We start from the raw sequence: 16,292 nt of genomic DNA, 5'->3' as shown, positions 1-16,292 counted from the left end.
TGGAATTGGCGCCTGTTCAATCGGACATTCATCTGCCGTCGCCGCATTTTTTCCTGAAACTGGTTCAACACGCCGACACGGTCGGCACATCATCGGTGGCTCTCCACCATCAGCTCTTTACCGAGCCTTCATCGGGCCCCGAGGGGTTCATATCATTGTCGTTGACGTACGGTTTTTGATGTCTTTGCAACAGGTTTACATAACCAGGAACGGATCGGGATCAGAAAGTGTCCCGCTGTCCGTCCGTATGTTGCAAACCCGGTCCTCCGTGCGTCCACATCTATATCCGGCGCACAGTCCGCTAGGTTCCAGCCGCTTCAAAGTTCAGCGCGCGGGTGGACCACCGACCGAGGGCGCCGAGGAGCACAGCTTAAATGGCAGACAAAATGCTTATCGACGCGTCTCACGAGGAAGAGACGCGCGTTGTCGTCGTTCGTGGTAACCGCATTGAAGAATTCGACTTCGAATCCCAACATAAAAAGCAGATCCGAGGCAATATCTATCTGGCGAAGGTAACGAGGGTCGAACCATCGCTGCAGGCCGCTTTCGTCGATTACGGTGGCAACCGCCACGGCTTCCTGGCCTTTGCCGAAATCCACCCCGACTATTACCAGATCCCGCTCGCCGACCGTCAGGCGCTGCTTCGCGCGGAAGCCGAAGAGCATCGCAAGGAAAACGACGTCGAAGGCGATGAGGTCTTCAACGACCCTGCCCAGCAGGATCAGCCCGACATCGGCATCAACCCCACCAATTCCGTCGCCTCGGCGATCGTTGACGATGTCGCGGCCGAACTGGCAGCTGAAGCCGACGCCGATGTCGCCGCGGCGGCTGTGGTCGAAGGCGAGAGCGAAGTTGTAGCCGAAGAACCTGCTGCCAAGGCCAAGCCGAAGCGGGTTCGCAAGCCGCGCGCCAAGAAGGCCGCCGCTGAGGAGACGTCTGCGGAAGAGGGCAGCGAAGGCTCCGACGACGCCGAAGGCGGCACCATTGCTGCCATGGTCGACATGGACGAGATCTCCGAAGAAGCCGGCGGACGCCGTGGCGGCCGTCGCGGCGATGATGACGGCGACGATGATGACGACGATCACGTCGAGGAAAAGGAAGAGATCGAATCCGTTGGCGCAGAAGACGCCATGGAAGAGGTTCCGGATCGCGTCATCCGCAAGCCGCGCAAGCAGTACCGCATCCAGGAAGTGATCAAGCGCCGGCAGATCCTGCTGGTTCAGGTTGCCAAGGAAGAGCGCGGCAACAAGGGTGCGGCTCTCACCACCTATCTGTCGCTCGCCGGACGTTACTCGGTCCTGATGCCGAACACCGCGCGTGGCGGCGGCATTTCCCGCAAGATCACCCAGCCGACAGACCGCAAGCGCCTGAAGGAAATCGCCCGCGGGCTCGAAGTGCCGCAGGGCATGGGTGTGATCTTGCGCACCGCCGGTGCGAACCGCACCAAGGTCGAGATCAAGCGCGACTTCGAATATCTGATGCGTCTGTGGGAGAATGTCCGCACGCTGACGCTCGCCTCGACCGCGCCTTGCCTTGTTTACGAAGAGGGATCGCTGATCAAGCGCTCGATCCGCGACCTCTACAACAAGGATATTTCCGAGATCATCGTCTCGGGCGAAGAAGGCTATCGTGAAGCGAAAGACTTCATGAAGATGCTGATGCCGAGCCATGCCAAGGTGGTTCAGCCGTATCGCGACCTGCATCCGATCTTTGCCCGTTCGGGCATCGAGGGCCAGCTCGACAAGATGCTGCAGCCGCAGGTGACGCTGAAGTCGGGCGGCTACATCATCATCAACCAGACGGAAGCGCTGGTTTCGATCGACGTCAACTCCGGTCGTTCGACCCGCGAATACTCGATCGAAGACACGGCCCTCCAGACCAACCTGGAAGCGGCGGAAGAAGTTGCCCGCCAGTTGCGTTTGCGCGACTTGGCCGGCCTGATCGTCATCGACTTCATCGACATGGAAGAAAAGCGCAACAACCGCGCCGTCGAGAAGAAGCTGAAGGATTGCCTGAAGAACGACCGCGCCCGCATCCAGGTCGGCCGCATCTCGCATTTCGGCCTTCTGGAAATGTCGCGCCAGCGCATCCGCGCATCGGTGCTGGAATCGACCACGCAGGTCTGCCCGCATTGCGCCGGTACTGGCCTCATCCGCTCGCAGTCTTCCGTTGCCCTGCATGTCCTGCGCGGCATCGAGGAATTCCTGCTGAAGGCAACGACGCACGACATCATCGTGCACACGACGCCGGAGACGGCACTCTACCTCCTCAACCAGAAGCGCGACACGATCGTCGACTATGAAGGCCGCTTCGGCGTGTCCATCGTCATCGACGGCGGCATGCCCGCCCAGCATGGCGGCTCGCAGCACTTCACCATCGAGCGCGGTGAAGCCGTCGAGAACCCGGTGAAGATCGAAAGCCTGATGTCGCTTCTGCCCGAGATCGAGGAAGAGGACGACTACATTCCGGAGCCCGAGGACGAAGACGAGGAAGAAATCGTCGTCGCCGCCAAGACGGAAAGCGCGCCGCAGCCGGCACGCGCCGAGGGTGACGATCAGGGCAACCGCAAGCGCAAGCGTCGCCGTCGCCGTCGTGGCAAGAACGGCCAGAACGGCAATGGCAGCCATGCGGACGCCCAGAACGGTGACAACGGCGCCGACCTCGACGATGAGGATGGTGACGAGGGCGAGGACGACGCCGGCGAGAACAACGGCGAAATCCGCGCAACCGAAGTCGATGGTGACGGCAATGGCGACGACGCCCAGAAGCGCAAGCGCCGCCGTCGCGGCAAGCGCGGTGGCCGTCGCAACCGTCCGGGCGAAGAAGGTTCGATGGACGCTTCCGACGAAGCCGGTGACGAGGGCGAAGGCGACGACGCGGACGATGCTTCGGTCGAGGCCGTAGCCACCGAAACCGCGGAGGTCGCTGCGCCAGAAACGACGGAAACCGTCGAAGAGCCAGTCGCGGCCGCAAAGCCGAAGCCGCGCCGCACCCGCAAGGCAAAGGTAGGCACCGAGCCTGAAGCGGTTGCCGAATTGGCCCCGGTCGTGGCTGTTGCACCCGCCGAAACTGCCGCGCCTGTCGAAACTGTCGCCGAAGCGATCGTGGACGTGCCCGCTGCTGAGTCGGTGGCCGAGCCCGCCCCTGCGGTTGCCGCAGAAGAAGCAAAGCCCGCCCGCGCCAACCGCGAATCCAACGTCGCGTCGTCCGAGCCGGTCGTGACCTCAGTCAAGGCATCGGAAGATGGTGCAGACGCGGCCAAGCCCAAGAAGGGCGGCTGGTGGCAGAAGCGCGGTTTCTTCTGAGACCTGCCGCTTCCTGAGTGAATGCAAAAAGGGCCCTCGACGGGGCCCTTTTTTCTTTGGTCGGTTCGTTCAGTCTAGGAGGACGACTTCGAAGGCCGCTTCATCACGGCTGTCGCACCGCCTTGAAAGCTCGTCTCATATTCGAGCCGATATCCGCATTTCTCGGCGACCCTGACCGATGCATGATGCGCGGGATCCAAGATGCAGGCCGTATGGTCATGGGGATTGTGCGCGTCGATCCACGCATGGGCTGCCTGCATCACTTCGGTTGCAAGACCGCGTCCTTGGCTTGCCGAAACGATCGCCCAACCGGCTTCCGGCGCGGAGCCGAGGGGTGGATCCATGTCGCGGTGAAAATCGGCGAAGCCCGCTTCCCCAAGATAGAGCCCCGTCTCTCGGTCTTCGATCACCCAGTAGCCGAAGCCGAGGGCATGCCAATGACCGATATAGCGAAGGAGCCGCGACCAGGTTTCGTTCGAGGTCGAGGGACGACCCGTGATGTGGCGGACGACGGCATCGTCCTGCCACATGGCCAGCATCGCCTCGAAGTCCTCGAGCCGGTGGGCGCGCATATGCGTGCGCTCGGTGAAAATATCAGGGGCGCTCACCAGTTGGCTGATCCGTTTCGATGTCATGCCATCCCCTCCCCATGCGATCATTCCGCCGACTTCATAAACTGATTCAGAAGGCTCTCGATCCGATTCAGCAAAGGGCCAGAAGCCGTTGATCGCGAATCTATTTCGCTCAATGCCTACACGCTCTTCGGCAGCCATCTTTCCAGGCGTTCGGTCGCTTCGACCATGTCGGCCATGGTGCCTGCATAGGACAGTCGCAGCGCCAGATGCCCATCGACCGGATCGAAGTCGCGACCGGGCGTGACCGCGACATCGGTCTCGGCGAGAATGCGCTTTGCAAAGCCCATGCTGTCATTGGTGAAGCTGCTCGCATCGACGTAGGCGTAGAAGGCTCCGTCCATCGGCGAGAGCAGCGGCAGGCCGAGTGCCGGCAGGCGCGCCAGCAGGAAGTCTCTGTTAGCCTGGCAGGCGGCCTTGTAGTGTTCCAGCTCTTCGGTCGCGCTCAACGCGGCGAGTGCCGCGATCTGCGAGAGTTCCGGGGCGGAGATGTAGAGGCTCTGGGCGACGCATTCGACCGGGCGCACCAGCTCTTGCGGCAAGACCATCCAGCCGATGCGCCAGCCGGTCATGCAATAGTACTTGGAGAAGGAGTTGATGATGACGGCATCGTCGCCGATCTCGAGCGCCGTCGCCTCTTCAGAGCCGTAGGTCAGGCCGTGATAGATCTCGTCGGAGATCAATGTGATCCCTGCGCCCTGACAGTAGTCGTAAACGGCCTTGAGCTGGGCCTTGGTGGTCACCGTGCCGGTCGGGTTGGCGGGGCTTGCGAGCAGCACGCCCTTGAGGCGGATGCCCGCCTCGGCTTGTGCACGCTCCAGGCTTTCCGGCGTGAGCGTAAAGCCGGTGTCAGGGCCGACTGCGACTTCGACGACCTTCAGGCCGAGTGCCGCCAGAATGCTGCGATAGGCAGGGTAGCCGGGTCTGGCGATGGCGACGGCATCGCCAACGTCGAAGAGCGAGAGGAAGGCAAGGTTGAAGCCGGCGGACGAGCCAGTGGTGACGACGATGCGGTTCCAGTCGACGGAGACATTGTGTCGACGCTCGTATTCCTCGGCAAGCGCCTGGCGCAGGCCGGTCAGGCCGAGCGCATCCGTGTAGCCGATGCGGCCGCCTTCGAGCGCCTGACGCGCGGCTTCAAGCGCTGCCTGGGGTGCCGGATGGCCGGGCTGACCCACGGCCATGGAGATGACCGGGCGCCCCTCCTGCCGTCTGCGGGTGGCTTCGGCCAAAACATCCATGGCGTGGAAGGGTTCGACGGCGCTGCGGCGGGAAATCGAAATCAATGCTTGGCTCCTCGATCAGATGCCCGACATTTGCCGCAAAGCGCGCGTCATCACAATGGAGAGGCTGGACAAGGCAGTGCAAAAAAGCCATTCCGCTTGAAAGCATGAGCCTTTAGGCTCGATGTCAGCCGGTAAGGACGACCCGATATCGCCTGATATCAAGAACGAGGACGGCAAGGACGAGGAACGACATGGCCCTGAACTTCAAGATGATCGCCAGCGCAAGCGTGGCACTCCTTCCCGCCCTGATGCCGCTTCCGGCTGGTGCCCTCGACGACGCGCAGAAGAAGGAGTTCGGCGAGTTCATCCGCGAATACCTGATCGAAAACCCGGAAATCATGCTCGAAGTGCAGGAATCCCTGCAGAAGAAGCAGGAAGAGATCCGCTCGCAGCGCTCGGCCGAGGCCCTCTCGACCAACAGGGATGCGATCTTCAATTCGGCCTATGATCTGGCCATCGGCAACCCGGAGGGCGATGTCACCGTGGTCGAGTTCTTCGACTACAATTGCGGCTATTGCCGCCGTGCCCATGCCGACATGGAAGCGGTCATCGCCGAGGACAAGAATGTCCGCTACGTCCTCAAGGAATTCCCGATCCTCGGACCGGACTCGGAAGCCGCGCACAAGGTCTCGGATGCCGTGCGCAAGCTGTCGCCCGACAATTACGGTGCCTTCTTCCGCGCCATGATGACCCAGGACGGCCGCGCCTCGGAAGAAAGCGCGATCGCCATTGCCGGCGAGCTCGGCTTGGCCGAGGATGCCATTCGCGCCAAGATGGCCGAAAGCTCGAATGCCGAACAGGTGCAGGAAGCCTATCAGCTGGCGACCAGCCTCGGCATCACCGGCACGCCTTCCTATGTCATCGGCAACGAAACCATCCCCGGCGCCGTCGGCAAGGAGGCGATCGTCGCCAAGGTTGGCAATGTGCGCGCCTGCGGCAAGGCCACCTGCTGAGGGACAAAATCTCCCTCTTTCCCCTCCCCGTCCCGCCGCCATTCCCGGTTTTCCGGGGACGGTTTGGCGCGATCACGGCAAAGGGCTTTCCCTACAGGGGCTCTCGGTCTATAGGAGGCGGTTGAAAGTCGACGGAAGCGTAGATGAGCAAAACCATTTTCGTGCTGAACGGCCCTAATCTCAACATGCTGGGAAAGCGGGAACCGGGGATCTATGGCGGCAAGACGCTCGCCGATATCGAGGCAGACTGCAAGGCCGCCGGCGCCGAGCTCGGGCTGACCATCGACTTCCGCCAGTCCAATCATGAGGGTGACCTCGTGAGCTGGCTGCACGAGGCAGGCGAGAAGTCGGTCGGCGTCGCAATCAATGCCGGGGCCTATACGCATACGTCGATTGCCCTGCATGACGCGATCAAGGCCGTATCCCCGCTTCCGGTCATCGAGGTGCATATTTCCAACGTGCATGCGCGCGAGGAATTCCGCCACAAATCGGTGATAGCGCCCGCAGCTAAGGGCGTGATCTGCGGCTTCGGACCTCATAGCTACATCCTGGCGCTTCAGGCGCTGAAAACCATCACGCAATAACAAGAATACAGGACATCCACCCATGGCTGAAAAGAAATCGGGCATCGATCAGAAGCTGATCCGCGATCTCGCAAACATCCTCAACGATACGGATCTCACCGAGATCGAAGTGGAGCAGGACGACCTGCGCATCCGCGTTTCGCGCAACGGCACCCCTGTCATGATGCCGCAGCAGATGCAGGGCTATGCCTACCAGGCGCCGGCCGCACCGGCCCCCGCTGCCGCTCCTGCCGCTGCCGCAGCACCGGCTGCTCCCGCCGCCCGCGACCTTTCCAATGCCGTCACCGCCCCCATGGTCGGCACGGTCTACTTGTCGCCGGCACCGGGCGCCCGCGCCTTCGTCGAAGTCGGCCAGACGGTCAAGGAAGGCCAGACGCTTCTGATCATCGAAGCCATGAAGACCATGAACCAGATCCCCTCGCCCAAGTCCGGCAAGGTCGTCGAGATCATCATCGACGATGCAAGCCCGGTCGAATACGGCGAGCCTCTCGTGATCATCGAGTGATCCGATGAGCGGTATCTCGAAAATCCTCATCGCCAACCGCGGCGAAATCGCGCTGCGCGTGCTTCGCGCCTGCAAGGAACTCGGCATTGCGACCGTGGCGGTCCATTCGACCGCCGACGCCAATGCCATGCATGTGCGCCTTGCCGACGAAAGCGTTTGCATCGGCCCGCCGCCGTCGCGCGACAGCTATCTCAACATCCACCAGATCGTCGCTGCCTGCGAGATCACCGGTGCTGACGCAGTCCACCCGGGCTACGGCTTCCTGTCGGAGAATGCCAAGTTCGCCGACATCCTCGACGCCCACGGCATCACCTTCATCGGACCGACGGCGGAGCATATCCGCCTGATGGGCGACAAGATCACGGCGAAGAAGACCGCGGTCGAACTCGGCATCCCGGTCGTTCCGGGTTCGGACGGCGAAGTGCTGCCCGAGAACGCGTTGAAGATTGCGCGCGAAATCGGCTTCCCCGTGCTGATCAAGGCGACTGCCGGTGGCGGTGGCCGCGGCATGAAGGTGGCAAAGAACGAGGCCGAGCTGGAAGAAGCCGTGTCGACGGCCCGTTCCGAAGCGCTGGCCGCCTTCGGCAACGACGCCGTCTACATGGAAAAATATCTCGGCAAGCCGCGCCATATCGAGGTGCAGGTTGTCGGTGATGGCGCCGGCAATGCCATCCATCTCGGTGAACGCGACTGCTCGCTGCAGCGCCGCCACCAGAAGGTCTGGGAAGAAGCCAATTCCCCTGCCCTCAATGTCGAGCAGCGCATGAAGATCGGCCAGATCTGCGCTGATGCGATGAAGAAGATGAAGTACCGGGGCGCCGGCACGATCGAATTCCTCTACGAAAACGGCGAGTTCTTCTTCATCGAGATGAACACCCGCCTTCAGGTCGAGCATCCGATCACCGAAGCCATCACCGGCATCGACCTCGTGCATGAGCAGATCCGCGTCGCCTCCGGCGCCGGCCTCTCGGTCACGCAGGATCAGGTGGTGTTCTCCGGCCATGCCATCGAATGCCGTATCAATGCCGAGGACCCGCGCACCTTCGTGCCATCGCCCGGCACGATCACGCATTTCCATGCACCGGGCGGCCTCGGCGTTCGCGTCGATTCCGGCGTCTATGCCGGCTACAAGATCCCGCCTTACTATGACAGCCTGATCGGCAAGCTGATCGTGCATGGCCGCACCCGCGTCGAATGCATGATGCGGCTCCGCCGCGTGCTCGACGAATTCGTCGTCGACGGCATCAAGACGACGCTGCCGCTGTTCCAGGATCTCGTGGCCAACCAGGACATCGCCAACGGCGACTACGACATCCACTGGCTGGAAAACTATCTGGCCGAAACCTCGGCCAAGTAAACAAGATGGCTGGGCGACGCAGCAGGGACCGAAGCATTACGCCGGAGCTCTTGCTGCGCGCCTATTCCATCGGCATGTTCCCGATGTCGGAATCGGCCGATGACCCGGAGCTCTTCTGGGTCGAGCCGGATATCCGCGGGATCATCCCGCTCGACGGTTTCCACGTCTCGAAAAGCCTGCAAAAGGCGATCCGCAAACCCCCCTTCGACATCCGCTTCGACACCGCCTTCGACCAGGTGGTAGCCAAATGCGCCGAAGCGGCAGACGACCGGCCGAGCACCTGGATCAACCAGACCATCCGCGACCTCTACAGCGCGCTGCACCGCCTCGGCCATGCCCATAGCGTCGAAGCCTGGGAAGGCGACGAACTCGTCGGCGGCCTCTACGGCGTCACCCTCGGCTCCGCCTATTTCGGCGAGAGCATGTTCTCAAGGCGCACCAATGCCTCGAAGATCTGCCTCGTGCATCTGGTGGAGCGGTTGCGGGAACGCGGGTTTACGTTGCTCGACACGCAGTTCACCACCGAACATCTGAAGACGTTCGGGGCGGTGGATATTCCGAAGGCGGAGTATGGGGTGTTGCTGGATAAGGCGATGGAGGGGGATACGGTTCGGTTTTAGAGGGGGGTGGAAGCGAAATGCTCGACAGGGGACAGAAGAACCCAAGCTTGATAGACAAGCTCCAGAAGATTCTGGCACGCAACTCGTTTGCGTTTCGCAGAAGGGTGGCGCGCCTCGGATTCAGATATCGTCGAGACCGCTATTTTCGGAAGCGCCATCCAGTTCTGTGGTTGACTCCAAGTCAGCTTCTGGAAATGGACCTTGAGCACTATGAAGCGGAGACTGACGCGCATTCGCTATCGCTCACGACCTTGGAACGGCTTAGGACTTACAGGGACGCTATCGAGGAGAAAATGAAACGAGCTAGGCAGATCAGTTTGCTTATGTTCGCCGCGCTAGTTTCCAATTATTTCGCGATCGACAGCGACCTATCCTTCGCCTTTGGTATCCAAGCAAAATTCGCGGGGTTCCGGGAAGTATTTCTAGTGGCTCTCAGCTTTATTGGCGTATTCATTGCGATTCTTGAGAACAATGTGTACACATTGAACTCATATATGAAATTCATTATAGGACGCTTACCTGAAGAGGTGAGGCAGATGCATATCGCAGCTCATTTTTTCTCGGAAAACATGAGCCGATACACACCCGTAAACCTCCCCCGAATATCGCAGACACCAATCAACTCGAACCTAAGCTTGATCCCGTTCCTGTTTGGCTTATTTCTGCTTCTCACTGCATTACTGATATATGGCGGTATGTACTTCCTCATCGCTCGTGACATCTGGCAGAACGGCAACTTAGAGAGCTGGAGTAAGGTAAGTGTAGCTGTGGCGGTTACAAATGCGGTGCTAGGCATCATTTATGTTGTGACCACGAGGGCGCCGCTGCCTTACCGAGATTTTCGCAAACTGGACGACATCGAATTCATGAAAGCTGTTGCTCCGTCTCAACTGGAAAAGCTCCTTAACGAGATGAATTCAGATATCATCGCCGACTTCAACCGAATGGTTGAGAAGGGGTATATGAAGGCCGATGAGGATCTATACGGAAAGCTTTAGATTTTTTGGCTGCCGGACAGGACTCTTCGCCTTTTTGGATTCCGGCGCGTCAGCGAGAAGCAGTGGAAGGAGCTAGTAATCCCTCAGGCTACTTAGGCCTATGCGCATCGTTGCCCTCGCAAACTACCTTCGCCCTCGGCAACACAGCCCCCCCTTCCTCAGCTCTTCCGCCGCCTCGGCCGCTTCAGCATGCCCCGAAACAGCCCCCGCTTCTCGATCGGCTCGAACACTGCATCCGAGCCTTCTGGATCCAGAATTTCGTGGTCGGCGAGCCATTCTTCGAGGTCTGAAATCGCCGGTGTCTCGTAGGGCTTCAGCGTTTCTCCCCCTGCAGCTTCGTTTTCTGCCCTCAGCTGCTCGATGGCTGAAATCAGCGAGCCGCCCTCTCGGATGGCACGGTCGATCGCGTCTGTTGTTACCCCTAAGTGCTCGGCCAGCAGGTCGTTGCGGAAGCTTGTAATCTTCGCCGAGACGTCTTCCGAACCGCCCGCCTCAAGCGCCACGTCGCATTCCTGGTCGAAGCGCATCGAGCGGTTGTTGATGTTCGACGAGCCGACGCGGAGATACTGGTCGTCGACGATCATCAGCTTGGCATGGACATAGATCGACTGTCCCTGGGCGGTCACCGGGTGATAGATCTTGAAGCGCCCGTAGTCGTCGTGGCGGTGGAGGGATTCGGCGAGCCGGGCGCGGGCCGTGTCCATGGCGATCGTGCCCAGCCAGTTGTCCGAGGTCACAGGATTGATGAGCACGATTTCCGGACCGTCCGGTTCGGCAAGCCTGCGCGCAATGGCCTGGGCGATGGCGCGCGAGGCGAAATACTGGCTTTCGGCATAGACGGTGTGACGCGCCGCGTTGATCATGTCGAGATAGAGCTGCTCGATCTCGGTGACGGCGCTCTCGTCCTGGTAGGCCGGGCTCGTGCGGGCGATCGCGAGATCGACGCTGCCGAAGGAGAAGTTCGGCGCAACCTCCGCCTGAGCCGGCTCTGACCTAACTGGGGCCACGTCCTTTCCGCCGGCACGCGTCCAGCGATGACGGCAGAGTTCGCCGAGCGCCTGCGCGGCAGGACCGGTAAAACGGCTCGAGATGTCGTGCCAGGGACCGTAGGGCTTGCCATTGGGGCGGCGCCTGTCGGGGTTTTCGTCGAGGTGCTCGCGCGTGTCCCAGCGGTCGAGCGTCACGTCGATGCCGCCGCAATAGGCAATGGCATCGTCGATCACCAGCATCTTCTGATGATGCGAACTGCCCATCGGATGTTTGCCGTCCAGACGAACGGTGATCTGCCGATTCCATTTCCAACGGAAGAGATAGGGAAGGTTCGACAACCTCGCCCAGCTGGCCAGCGGAGCCGGGCTCCACAAGAGGATCTTGATTTCGAGGCCCGGGGTGCGGCGGGCCAGCCAGAGAAGAAAATCTCCGACCTTACGCGGGGCGCCATCATCGACCTTGGGATGGCCAAGGGTGATCGCGGCGTCGAAGTCCCAGCCGACAAAGTAGATCACCCGCTTTGCCGCCATCATCGAGGCACGGATCGAGGCGAAATAGTCATTGGCATCGATCAGGATCGAAAAGTCGTCGGCTTTCTCGATACGCCAGCAATTCCGGGAAGGCGAAAAAAAGGGGGAAGGCGCCATCTCATACTCCAGACACTGGGTCGCCACACTCGGCTAGCGTAACCGGCGCGTCAGGTCCAGCCTTAAGGGTAGTGGCTACGTTCCGGCTTGCAAGCCGTCGGGATGAGAATGCCCGTTGCACTTGTTAGAGCGAGCACCTCACCCGTTTGTGTGCCGACGCGCAAGCTGTTGTTCCCTAGCCCGCGCAACCAATCACGCCCCCAGTCGTTCCCCCTTCGAAACATATGTGAAGGGAGCGGATAATGGCGAAGGATGATGGGACGGTGACGTATGACGGGCCTGCCGGTGGCTGGGGATCGCTTCGGGGCATTGCCCGGATTGCCGGCGACGAAGGCATCAGCGCCGGGGCGATCGCGACACTTCTGGAGCAGAACAAGCCCGGTGGCTTTGCCTGTGTCTCCTGCGCCTGGACGAAGCCCGCCGATCACCATCCCGTCGAGTTCTGCGAAAACGGTGCCAAGGCGACGCTGTGGGAGCTGACCAGCCGAACGGCCACCCCGGACGTTTTTGCGCGGCACAGCGTGACCGAGCTCAAGACCTTCAGCGATTACGATCTGGAGCAGTTAGGACGGCTTACCCATCCGATGCGTTACGACCGGGCAAGCGACCATTACGTGCCCTGCTCTTGGGACGAGGCATTCGCCGAGATCGGGCGGGAACTCAAGGCCATGGATCCGAAGAAGACGGTCTTCTACACCTCCGGGCGCGCCAGCCTCGAAACCTCCTATTGCTGGGCACTGTTTGCCCGCGCCTATGGCCACAACAACCTGCCCGACAGTTCAAACATGTGCCACGAGACGACCTCGGTCACCCTGAAGAAGGTGATCGGCTCGCCTGTGGGCACCGTCGTGCTCGATGACTTCAAGCATTGCGATGCGATCTTCTTCTTCGGCCAGAACACCGGCTCGAATAGCCCGCGTTTCCTGCATGTGCTGCAGGCGGCGGTCAGGCGCGGCTGTCGGATCGTGACCTTCAACCCCGTTCGCGAGCGGGGGCTGGAGAAGATGATCAACCCGCAGGAGCCGACGGCAATGGTGACGGGTAAAGAAACCGCGCTGTCCTGCCAGTATCACCAGGTAAAACCGGGCGGCGACATTGCCGTGCTGCTGGGGCTCTGCAAGCATGTTCTGGCTGCCGACGATGCGGCGCAAGCCGACAATCGCCACGTCATCGACCGCGCTTTCATCGCCGAGCATACCGTTGGCTTCGAAGAGTTCGAGGCACGGCTGAGGGCGCTCGATTGGGCCGAGATCGAGGAAGTCTCCGGGCTCACGCGTACGGCGATCGAGGCGGCTGGCACCGTCTATGTCGAAGCCGAAAACACCATCGGCATCTATGGCATGGGCCTCACTCAGCATGTGCATGGCTTCGAGAACATCTCGACCTACGTCAACCTGCTCCTGATGAAGGGCAATATCGGCCGGCAGGGTGCCGGCATCTCGCCGGTGCGCGGTCATTCCAATGTCCAGGGCCAGCGGACCGTCGGCATTGCCGAGAAGCCGGAACTCGTGCCGCTCGACCGGCATGCCGAGATGTTCGACTTCTCGCCGCCGCGCGAGAAGGGCATGAACACGGTCGAGGCCTGCGAGGCGATCCTGAAAGGCGAGATTTCGGCCTTTGTCGCGCTCGGCGGCAATTTTCTGCGCGCGATCCCCGAACAGAAAGCGATGGAGGAGGCCTGGCCGCGGCAGCGGCTCACGGTACAGATCGCCACCAAGCTCAATCGCGGCCACCTGTTCAACGGCGAGATCGCCTATCTCCTGCCCTGTCTCGGGCGGAGTGAAATGGATCCATTGACCGGCCATCCGCAGGTGGTGTCGATGGAAGACAGCCTGAGCTGCGTTCACGGCTCCGTCGGCAAGCGCACGCCGGCGAGCGAACACCTGAAATCCGAGATCGAGATCGTCAGCCGGCTTGCCGAGGCGACCCTGGCGCAGAACCCGAAGATGCTGTGGAGCCACTGGGCGCGCGATACGGCCTCCGTCCGCGATCTGATCGAGAGGACTTATCCAGAGGAATTCCGCGACTTCAACACCCGCATCTTTACGCCCGGCGGCTTCTATCGCGGCAACTCCGCTCGCGAACGGGAGTGGAAGACGGAGAGCGGCAAGGCGGAATTCGTCACGCCCGAGATGCTCTCGGCCACAGGCTTTCAGCCGGCGCCCGGGCGGATGAGCCTGGTGACCTTACGCAGCAACGACCAGTTCAACACAACGGTCTATGGCTATAGCGACCGCCTGCGCGGCATTGAGGGCAAGCGCGACGTGCTGCTGATCAGCCCCGCCGAGATCGAGCGGCTTGGGCTGACAGTCGGCGAGCGGGTGACGCTGGTAAGCGATGCCGAGGACGGGATCGACCGGCGCGTCGGCGGGCTCGAGGTGATGCCCTTCGACCTGCCGGACGGCTGCGTCGGTGGCTACTATCCCGAGCTCAATCCGCTGGTGCCGCTGGCGCATCACGACCGCGCCTCGAAGACACCGGCCTACAAATCCGTTCCGGTGCGGATCGAGCGGGGCAGCTGAGGTCATTCCGTCAGGCTTTTCCCCAGACTTCTGCGCCGATGGAACAATTGGCATGGAACAATGTTGCGCGACGCGTGTTGCCCTCGCAGGGCAGCGGCCAAGCGGAGGGTGCGCGTGCGTGGGGCAATGACCGACTTTGACGGCGATTCGGGACTGACATCATGAACCTCGATATCTATTGCGGCCCGGCGCCGACACCGGAGATGCTCTGGCGTGACTGGAATTTCGACCCGCCGCTGCTTGCGGCAATCTGCGCTGTCTTCGTGCTGCTGATGACCACTGCCAGCAATCCGCGGCAACGCATGGCAGCTGGCGCCGCACTTCTCGTCATGCTGCTCGCCTTTGTCTCACCGCTCTGTGCGCTCGCTTCCGCGCTGTTTTCGGCGCGTATCCTGCATCACATCCTGCTCGTCACGTTCCTCGCCCCCCTCATCGTTCTTTCCATTCCGCCGAAGGCACGCGAGCGTCAGCCCCTGCCGGCGCAGCTCTCCTTTCTGGTGCACACGATCCTGATGTGGGCCTGGCATGCCCCGGAGCCCTATCTCTTCGCCCTCTCCTCGCCTGCGGCCTACTGGCTGATGGAACTGACGCTGATCGGATCGGCGGTCTGGCTGTGGTATGACATCCTGTCGCCTCGGCGCACGGTCGGGCCTTCGGTGGCGCTATTGCTCGGCACGACGATCCAGATGGGCATGCTGGGGGCTCTGCTGACCTTTTCGCGCGAGCCTCTGTTTGCAGCCCATATGGACACGACGCATCCCTTCGGCCTCTCACCGCTCGCCGACCAGCAGCTCTCTGGCCTTCTGATGTGGGTGCCGGCGGCCCTGCCCTATCTCTTCGCCGCTCTTCTCAAACTGCGCAGTCTGTTTGCCGGTCGCAGCTTCGACAGCGAGGCGCCGCGCTGATGATTGCCATACTGAAATTCGTCCATATCGCCGCCATCGCCATCTGGACTGCGGGGCTCATCAGCCTGCCGAGCCTTTACGTGCAGCGGGCGCATGTCGAAAACGACGACGCGCTCTACCGCATGCAGCGTATGACGCGCTTTGCCTTTGTCGTGCTGATCTCGCCGGCGGCCTTCATTGCGGTCGCAAGCGGAATTGCGCTGAGTTTCATGCGGGAAGTCTTTGCGCCGTGGTTTTCGTGGAAGCTCGCCTTTGTCGGTCTTCTCGCCATCTTCCACGTCTTTTCCGGCCTGGTGGTCATCCGGCTGTTCAAGAAGGGTGAGGTCTATCCGGCCTGGCGCTTTGTCGTGGCGACGGCGAGCTGCTGCGCCGTGGTTCTGGCGATCCTCATCCTCGTGCTGGCCAAGGAAGCGCCCCAGTTCACCCTGCCGGCGGTCATGTCCGAACCGGGTGGCCTGAAGCGCCTTCTCGAACCCTTTAATCCTTGGGCGACACCATGAGGCCGATTCCGTGATCGAAGATCAGCTTACCGCCGTGCCAGCCAGCAACACCGGTCAGGACGGCCGCCAGAACCGAAAGCAGCATGCCATGCGGCAGAACGACATTGGGATCGAGGAGCCGCAAGCCCCAGTTGGCGCCGGCAACCGAGATCAGGGTAATCGCCGCGATCGCATGGGCCCAGCTTGCAGCACGGGCGCGGATGCCGGGGACCAACAGAAGCTCGGCGGTTCCGACAAGCCCGGCGGCCACGCCGGCGAGGAAGGCCGTGCCCGAGGTCCAAAGGCCGACCCGCAGCCAGAAGGGATCGGCGCTGAACCAGTAGAAGACGTCGACCGCGAGCGTACCGAAGACCAGCGCGATCGGGAAATGCACGCTCATGGCGTGCAGCGGGTGGCCGGCAACAGCCACGGCGGACGTCTTGTCCTTCTCCTCAAGCTGCTCAATGACGGGGTTCGCTTCATCGGTCTCAGACATATTGGCCATAGGA

At 61.5% G+C, this 16,292-nt stretch carries 14 protein-coding genes; 10 read left to right on the top strand and 4 right to left on the bottom strand.

The window, feature by feature from the left end:
• Window positions 1-374: 374 nt before the first annotated feature.
• Entirely contained in the window at window positions 375-3,305 is a 2,931-nt protein-coding gene (locus QWE_RS18250) for an Rne/Rng family ribonuclease (RefSeq protein WP_006727651.1), read from the top strand.
• A 74-nt stretch (window positions 3,306-3,379) separates the two neighbouring features.
• Here the strand turns inward: QWE_RS18250 and QWE_RS18245 are convergent, their stop codons facing one another.
• On the bottom strand, window positions 3,380-3,940 hold the full coding sequence (locus QWE_RS18245; RefSeq protein ID WP_040300597.1) for a GNAT family N-acetyltransferase: 561 nt from the start codon (window positions 3,938-3,940) through the stop codon (window positions 3,380-3,382).
• Window positions 3,941-4,056: 116 nt separating this feature from the next.
• Entirely contained in the window at window positions 4,057-5,223 is a 1,167-nt protein-coding gene (locus QWE_RS18240) for a pyridoxal phosphate-dependent aminotransferase (protein WP_006727649.1), read from the bottom strand.
• A gap of 191 nt (window positions 5,224-5,414) precedes the next feature.
• Between QWE_RS18240 and QWE_RS18235 the strand changes: the two genes are divergently transcribed.
• The 6 genes from QWE_RS18235 (at window position 5,415) to QWE_RS18210 (ending at window position 10,240) form a co-directional block, all read left to right on the top strand.
• Complete coding sequence (locus QWE_RS18235; protein ID WP_006727648.1) at window positions 5,415-6,176, top strand: DsbA family protein; 762 nt, start codon at window positions 5,415-5,417, stop codon at window positions 6,174-6,176.
• A gap of 143 nt (window positions 6,177-6,319) precedes the next feature.
• Window positions 6,320-6,760 carry a type II 3-dehydroquinate dehydratase gene (gene aroQ / locus QWE_RS18230; RefSeq protein WP_006727647.1) on the top strand — a complete coding sequence of 147 codons (441 nt, stop codon included), beginning with the start codon at window positions 6,320-6,322 and terminating at the stop codon, window positions 6,758-6,760.
• Between the two features lie 22 nt (window positions 6,761-6,782).
• On the top strand, window positions 6,783-7,265 hold the full coding sequence (accB, locus tag QWE_RS18225; RefSeq protein ID WP_006727646.1) for an acetyl-CoA carboxylase biotin carboxyl carrier protein: 483 nt from the start codon (window positions 6,783-6,785) through the stop codon (window positions 7,263-7,265).
• A 4-nt stretch (window positions 7,266-7,269) separates the two neighbouring features.
• Window positions 7,270-8,622 carry an acetyl-CoA carboxylase biotin carboxylase subunit gene (gene accC / locus QWE_RS18220; protein ID WP_006727645.1) on the top strand — a complete coding sequence of 451 codons (1,353 nt, stop codon included), beginning with the start codon at window positions 7,270-7,272 and terminating at the stop codon, window positions 8,620-8,622.
• 5 nt (window positions 8,623-8,627) lie between these two features.
• Window positions 8,628-9,242: a leucyl/phenylalanyl-tRNA--protein transferase gene (gene aat, locus QWE_RS18215; protein WP_006727644.1), complete on the top strand. Its 615-nt coding sequence runs from the start codon at window positions 8,628-8,630 to the stop codon at window positions 9,240-9,242.
• A 17-nt stretch (window positions 9,243-9,259) separates the two neighbouring features.
• Window positions 9,260-10,240 carry a hypothetical protein gene (locus QWE_RS18210; protein WP_006727643.1) on the top strand — a complete coding sequence of 327 codons (981 nt, stop codon included), beginning with the start codon at window positions 9,260-9,262 and terminating at the stop codon, window positions 10,238-10,240.
• Between the two features lie 158 nt (window positions 10,241-10,398).
• Here QWE_RS18210 and QWE_RS18205 read toward each other — a convergent pair whose 3' ends face one another.
• Window positions 10,399-11,877 (bottom strand): phospholipase D-like domain-containing protein, encoded by a 1,479-nt coding sequence (locus tag QWE_RS18205; RefSeq protein WP_006727642.1) that lies wholly within the window; start codon window positions 11,875-11,877, stop codon window positions 10,399-10,401.
• Window positions 11,878-12,119: 242 nt separating this feature from the next.
• Between QWE_RS18205 and QWE_RS18200 the strand changes: the two genes are divergently transcribed.
• From QWE_RS18200 to QWE_RS18190, 3 genes are all read left to right on the top strand, one after another.
• A complete protein-coding gene (locus QWE_RS18200) occupies window positions 12,120-14,399 on the top strand; it encodes an FdhF/YdeP family oxidoreductase (RefSeq protein WP_006727641.1) in 2,280 nt (759 codons plus the stop codon).
• 161 nt (window positions 14,400-14,560) lie between these two features.
• On the top strand, window positions 14,561-15,304 hold the full coding sequence (locus tag QWE_RS18195) for a cytochrome c oxidase assembly protein (protein ID WP_006727640.1): 744 nt from the start codon (window positions 14,561-14,563) through the stop codon (window positions 15,302-15,304).
• The gene (locus QWE_RS18190; RefSeq protein WP_006727639.1) at window positions 15,304-15,804 is read left to right on the top strand and encodes a CopD family protein; all 501 of its coding nucleotides are present in this window, start codon (window positions 15,304-15,306) and stop codon (window positions 15,802-15,804) included. Before QWE_RS18195 ends, QWE_RS18190 begins: the two co-directional genes overlap by 1 nt.
• Here QWE_RS18190 and QWE_RS18185 read toward each other — a convergent pair.
• Complete coding sequence (locus QWE_RS18185) at window positions 15,782-16,279, bottom strand: DUF2231 domain-containing protein (RefSeq protein WP_040300596.1); 498 nt, start codon at window positions 16,277-16,279, stop codon at window positions 15,782-15,784. The genes QWE_RS18190 and QWE_RS18185 overlap by 23 nt on opposite strands.
• Window positions 16,280-16,292: the final 13 nt, after the last annotated feature.

The sequence above is a fragment of the Agrobacterium albertimagni AOL15 genome (assembly GCF_000300855.1).
GTDB lineage: Bacteria > Pseudomonadota > Alphaproteobacteria > Rhizobiales > Rhizobiaceae > Allorhizobium > Allorhizobium albertimagni.
The sequence above is the reverse complement of the archived record's forward strand: the minus strand, read 5'-3'. Positions and strand labels throughout refer to the sequence as shown.

Excerpts from the sequence above, each read along its gene's own strand:
- QWE_RS18250 (WP_006727651.1), top strand. The coding sequence starts at position 375 with ATGGCAGACAAAATGCTTATCGACGCGTCTCACGAGGAAGAGACGCGC.
- QWE_RS18245 (WP_040300597.1), bottom strand. The coding sequence starts at position 3,940 with ATGACATCGAAACGGATCAGCCAACTGGTGAGCGCCCCTGATATTTTC.
- QWE_RS18235 (WP_006727648.1), top strand. The coding sequence starts at position 5,415 with ATGGCCCTGAACTTCAAGATGATCGCCAGCGCAAGCGTGGCACTCCTT.
- aroQ (WP_006727647.1), top strand. The coding sequence starts at position 6,320 with ATGAGCAAAACCATTTTCGTGCTGAACGGCCCTAATCTCAACATGCTG.
- accB (WP_006727646.1), top strand. The coding sequence starts at position 6,783 with ATGGCTGAAAAGAAATCGGGCATCGATCAGAAGCTGATCCGCGATCTC.
- accC (WP_006727645.1), top strand. The coding sequence starts at position 7,270 with ATGAGCGGTATCTCGAAAATCCTCATCGCCAACCGCGGCGAAATCGCG.
- aat (WP_006727644.1), top strand. The coding sequence starts at position 8,628 with ATGGCTGGGCGACGCAGCAGGGACCGAAGCATTACGCCGGAGCTCTTG.
- QWE_RS18210 (WP_006727643.1), top strand. The coding sequence starts at position 9,260 with ATGCTCGACAGGGGACAGAAGAACCCAAGCTTGATAGACAAGCTCCAG.
- QWE_RS18205 (WP_006727642.1), bottom strand. The coding sequence starts at position 11,877 with ATGGCGCCTTCCCCCTTTTTTTCGCCTTCCCGGAATTGCTGGCGTATC.
- QWE_RS18200 (WP_006727641.1), top strand. The coding sequence starts at position 12,120 with ATGGCGAAGGATGATGGGACGGTGACGTATGACGGGCCTGCCGGTGGC.
- QWE_RS18195 (WP_006727640.1), top strand. The coding sequence starts at position 14,561 with ATGAACCTCGATATCTATTGCGGCCCGGCGCCGACACCGGAGATGCTC.
- QWE_RS18190 (WP_006727639.1), top strand. The coding sequence starts at position 15,304 with ATGATTGCCATACTGAAATTCGTCCATATCGCCGCCATCGCCATCTGG.
- QWE_RS18185 (WP_040300596.1), bottom strand. The coding sequence starts at position 16,279 with ATGTCTGAGACCGATGAAGCGAACCCCGTCATTGAGCAGCTTGAGGAG.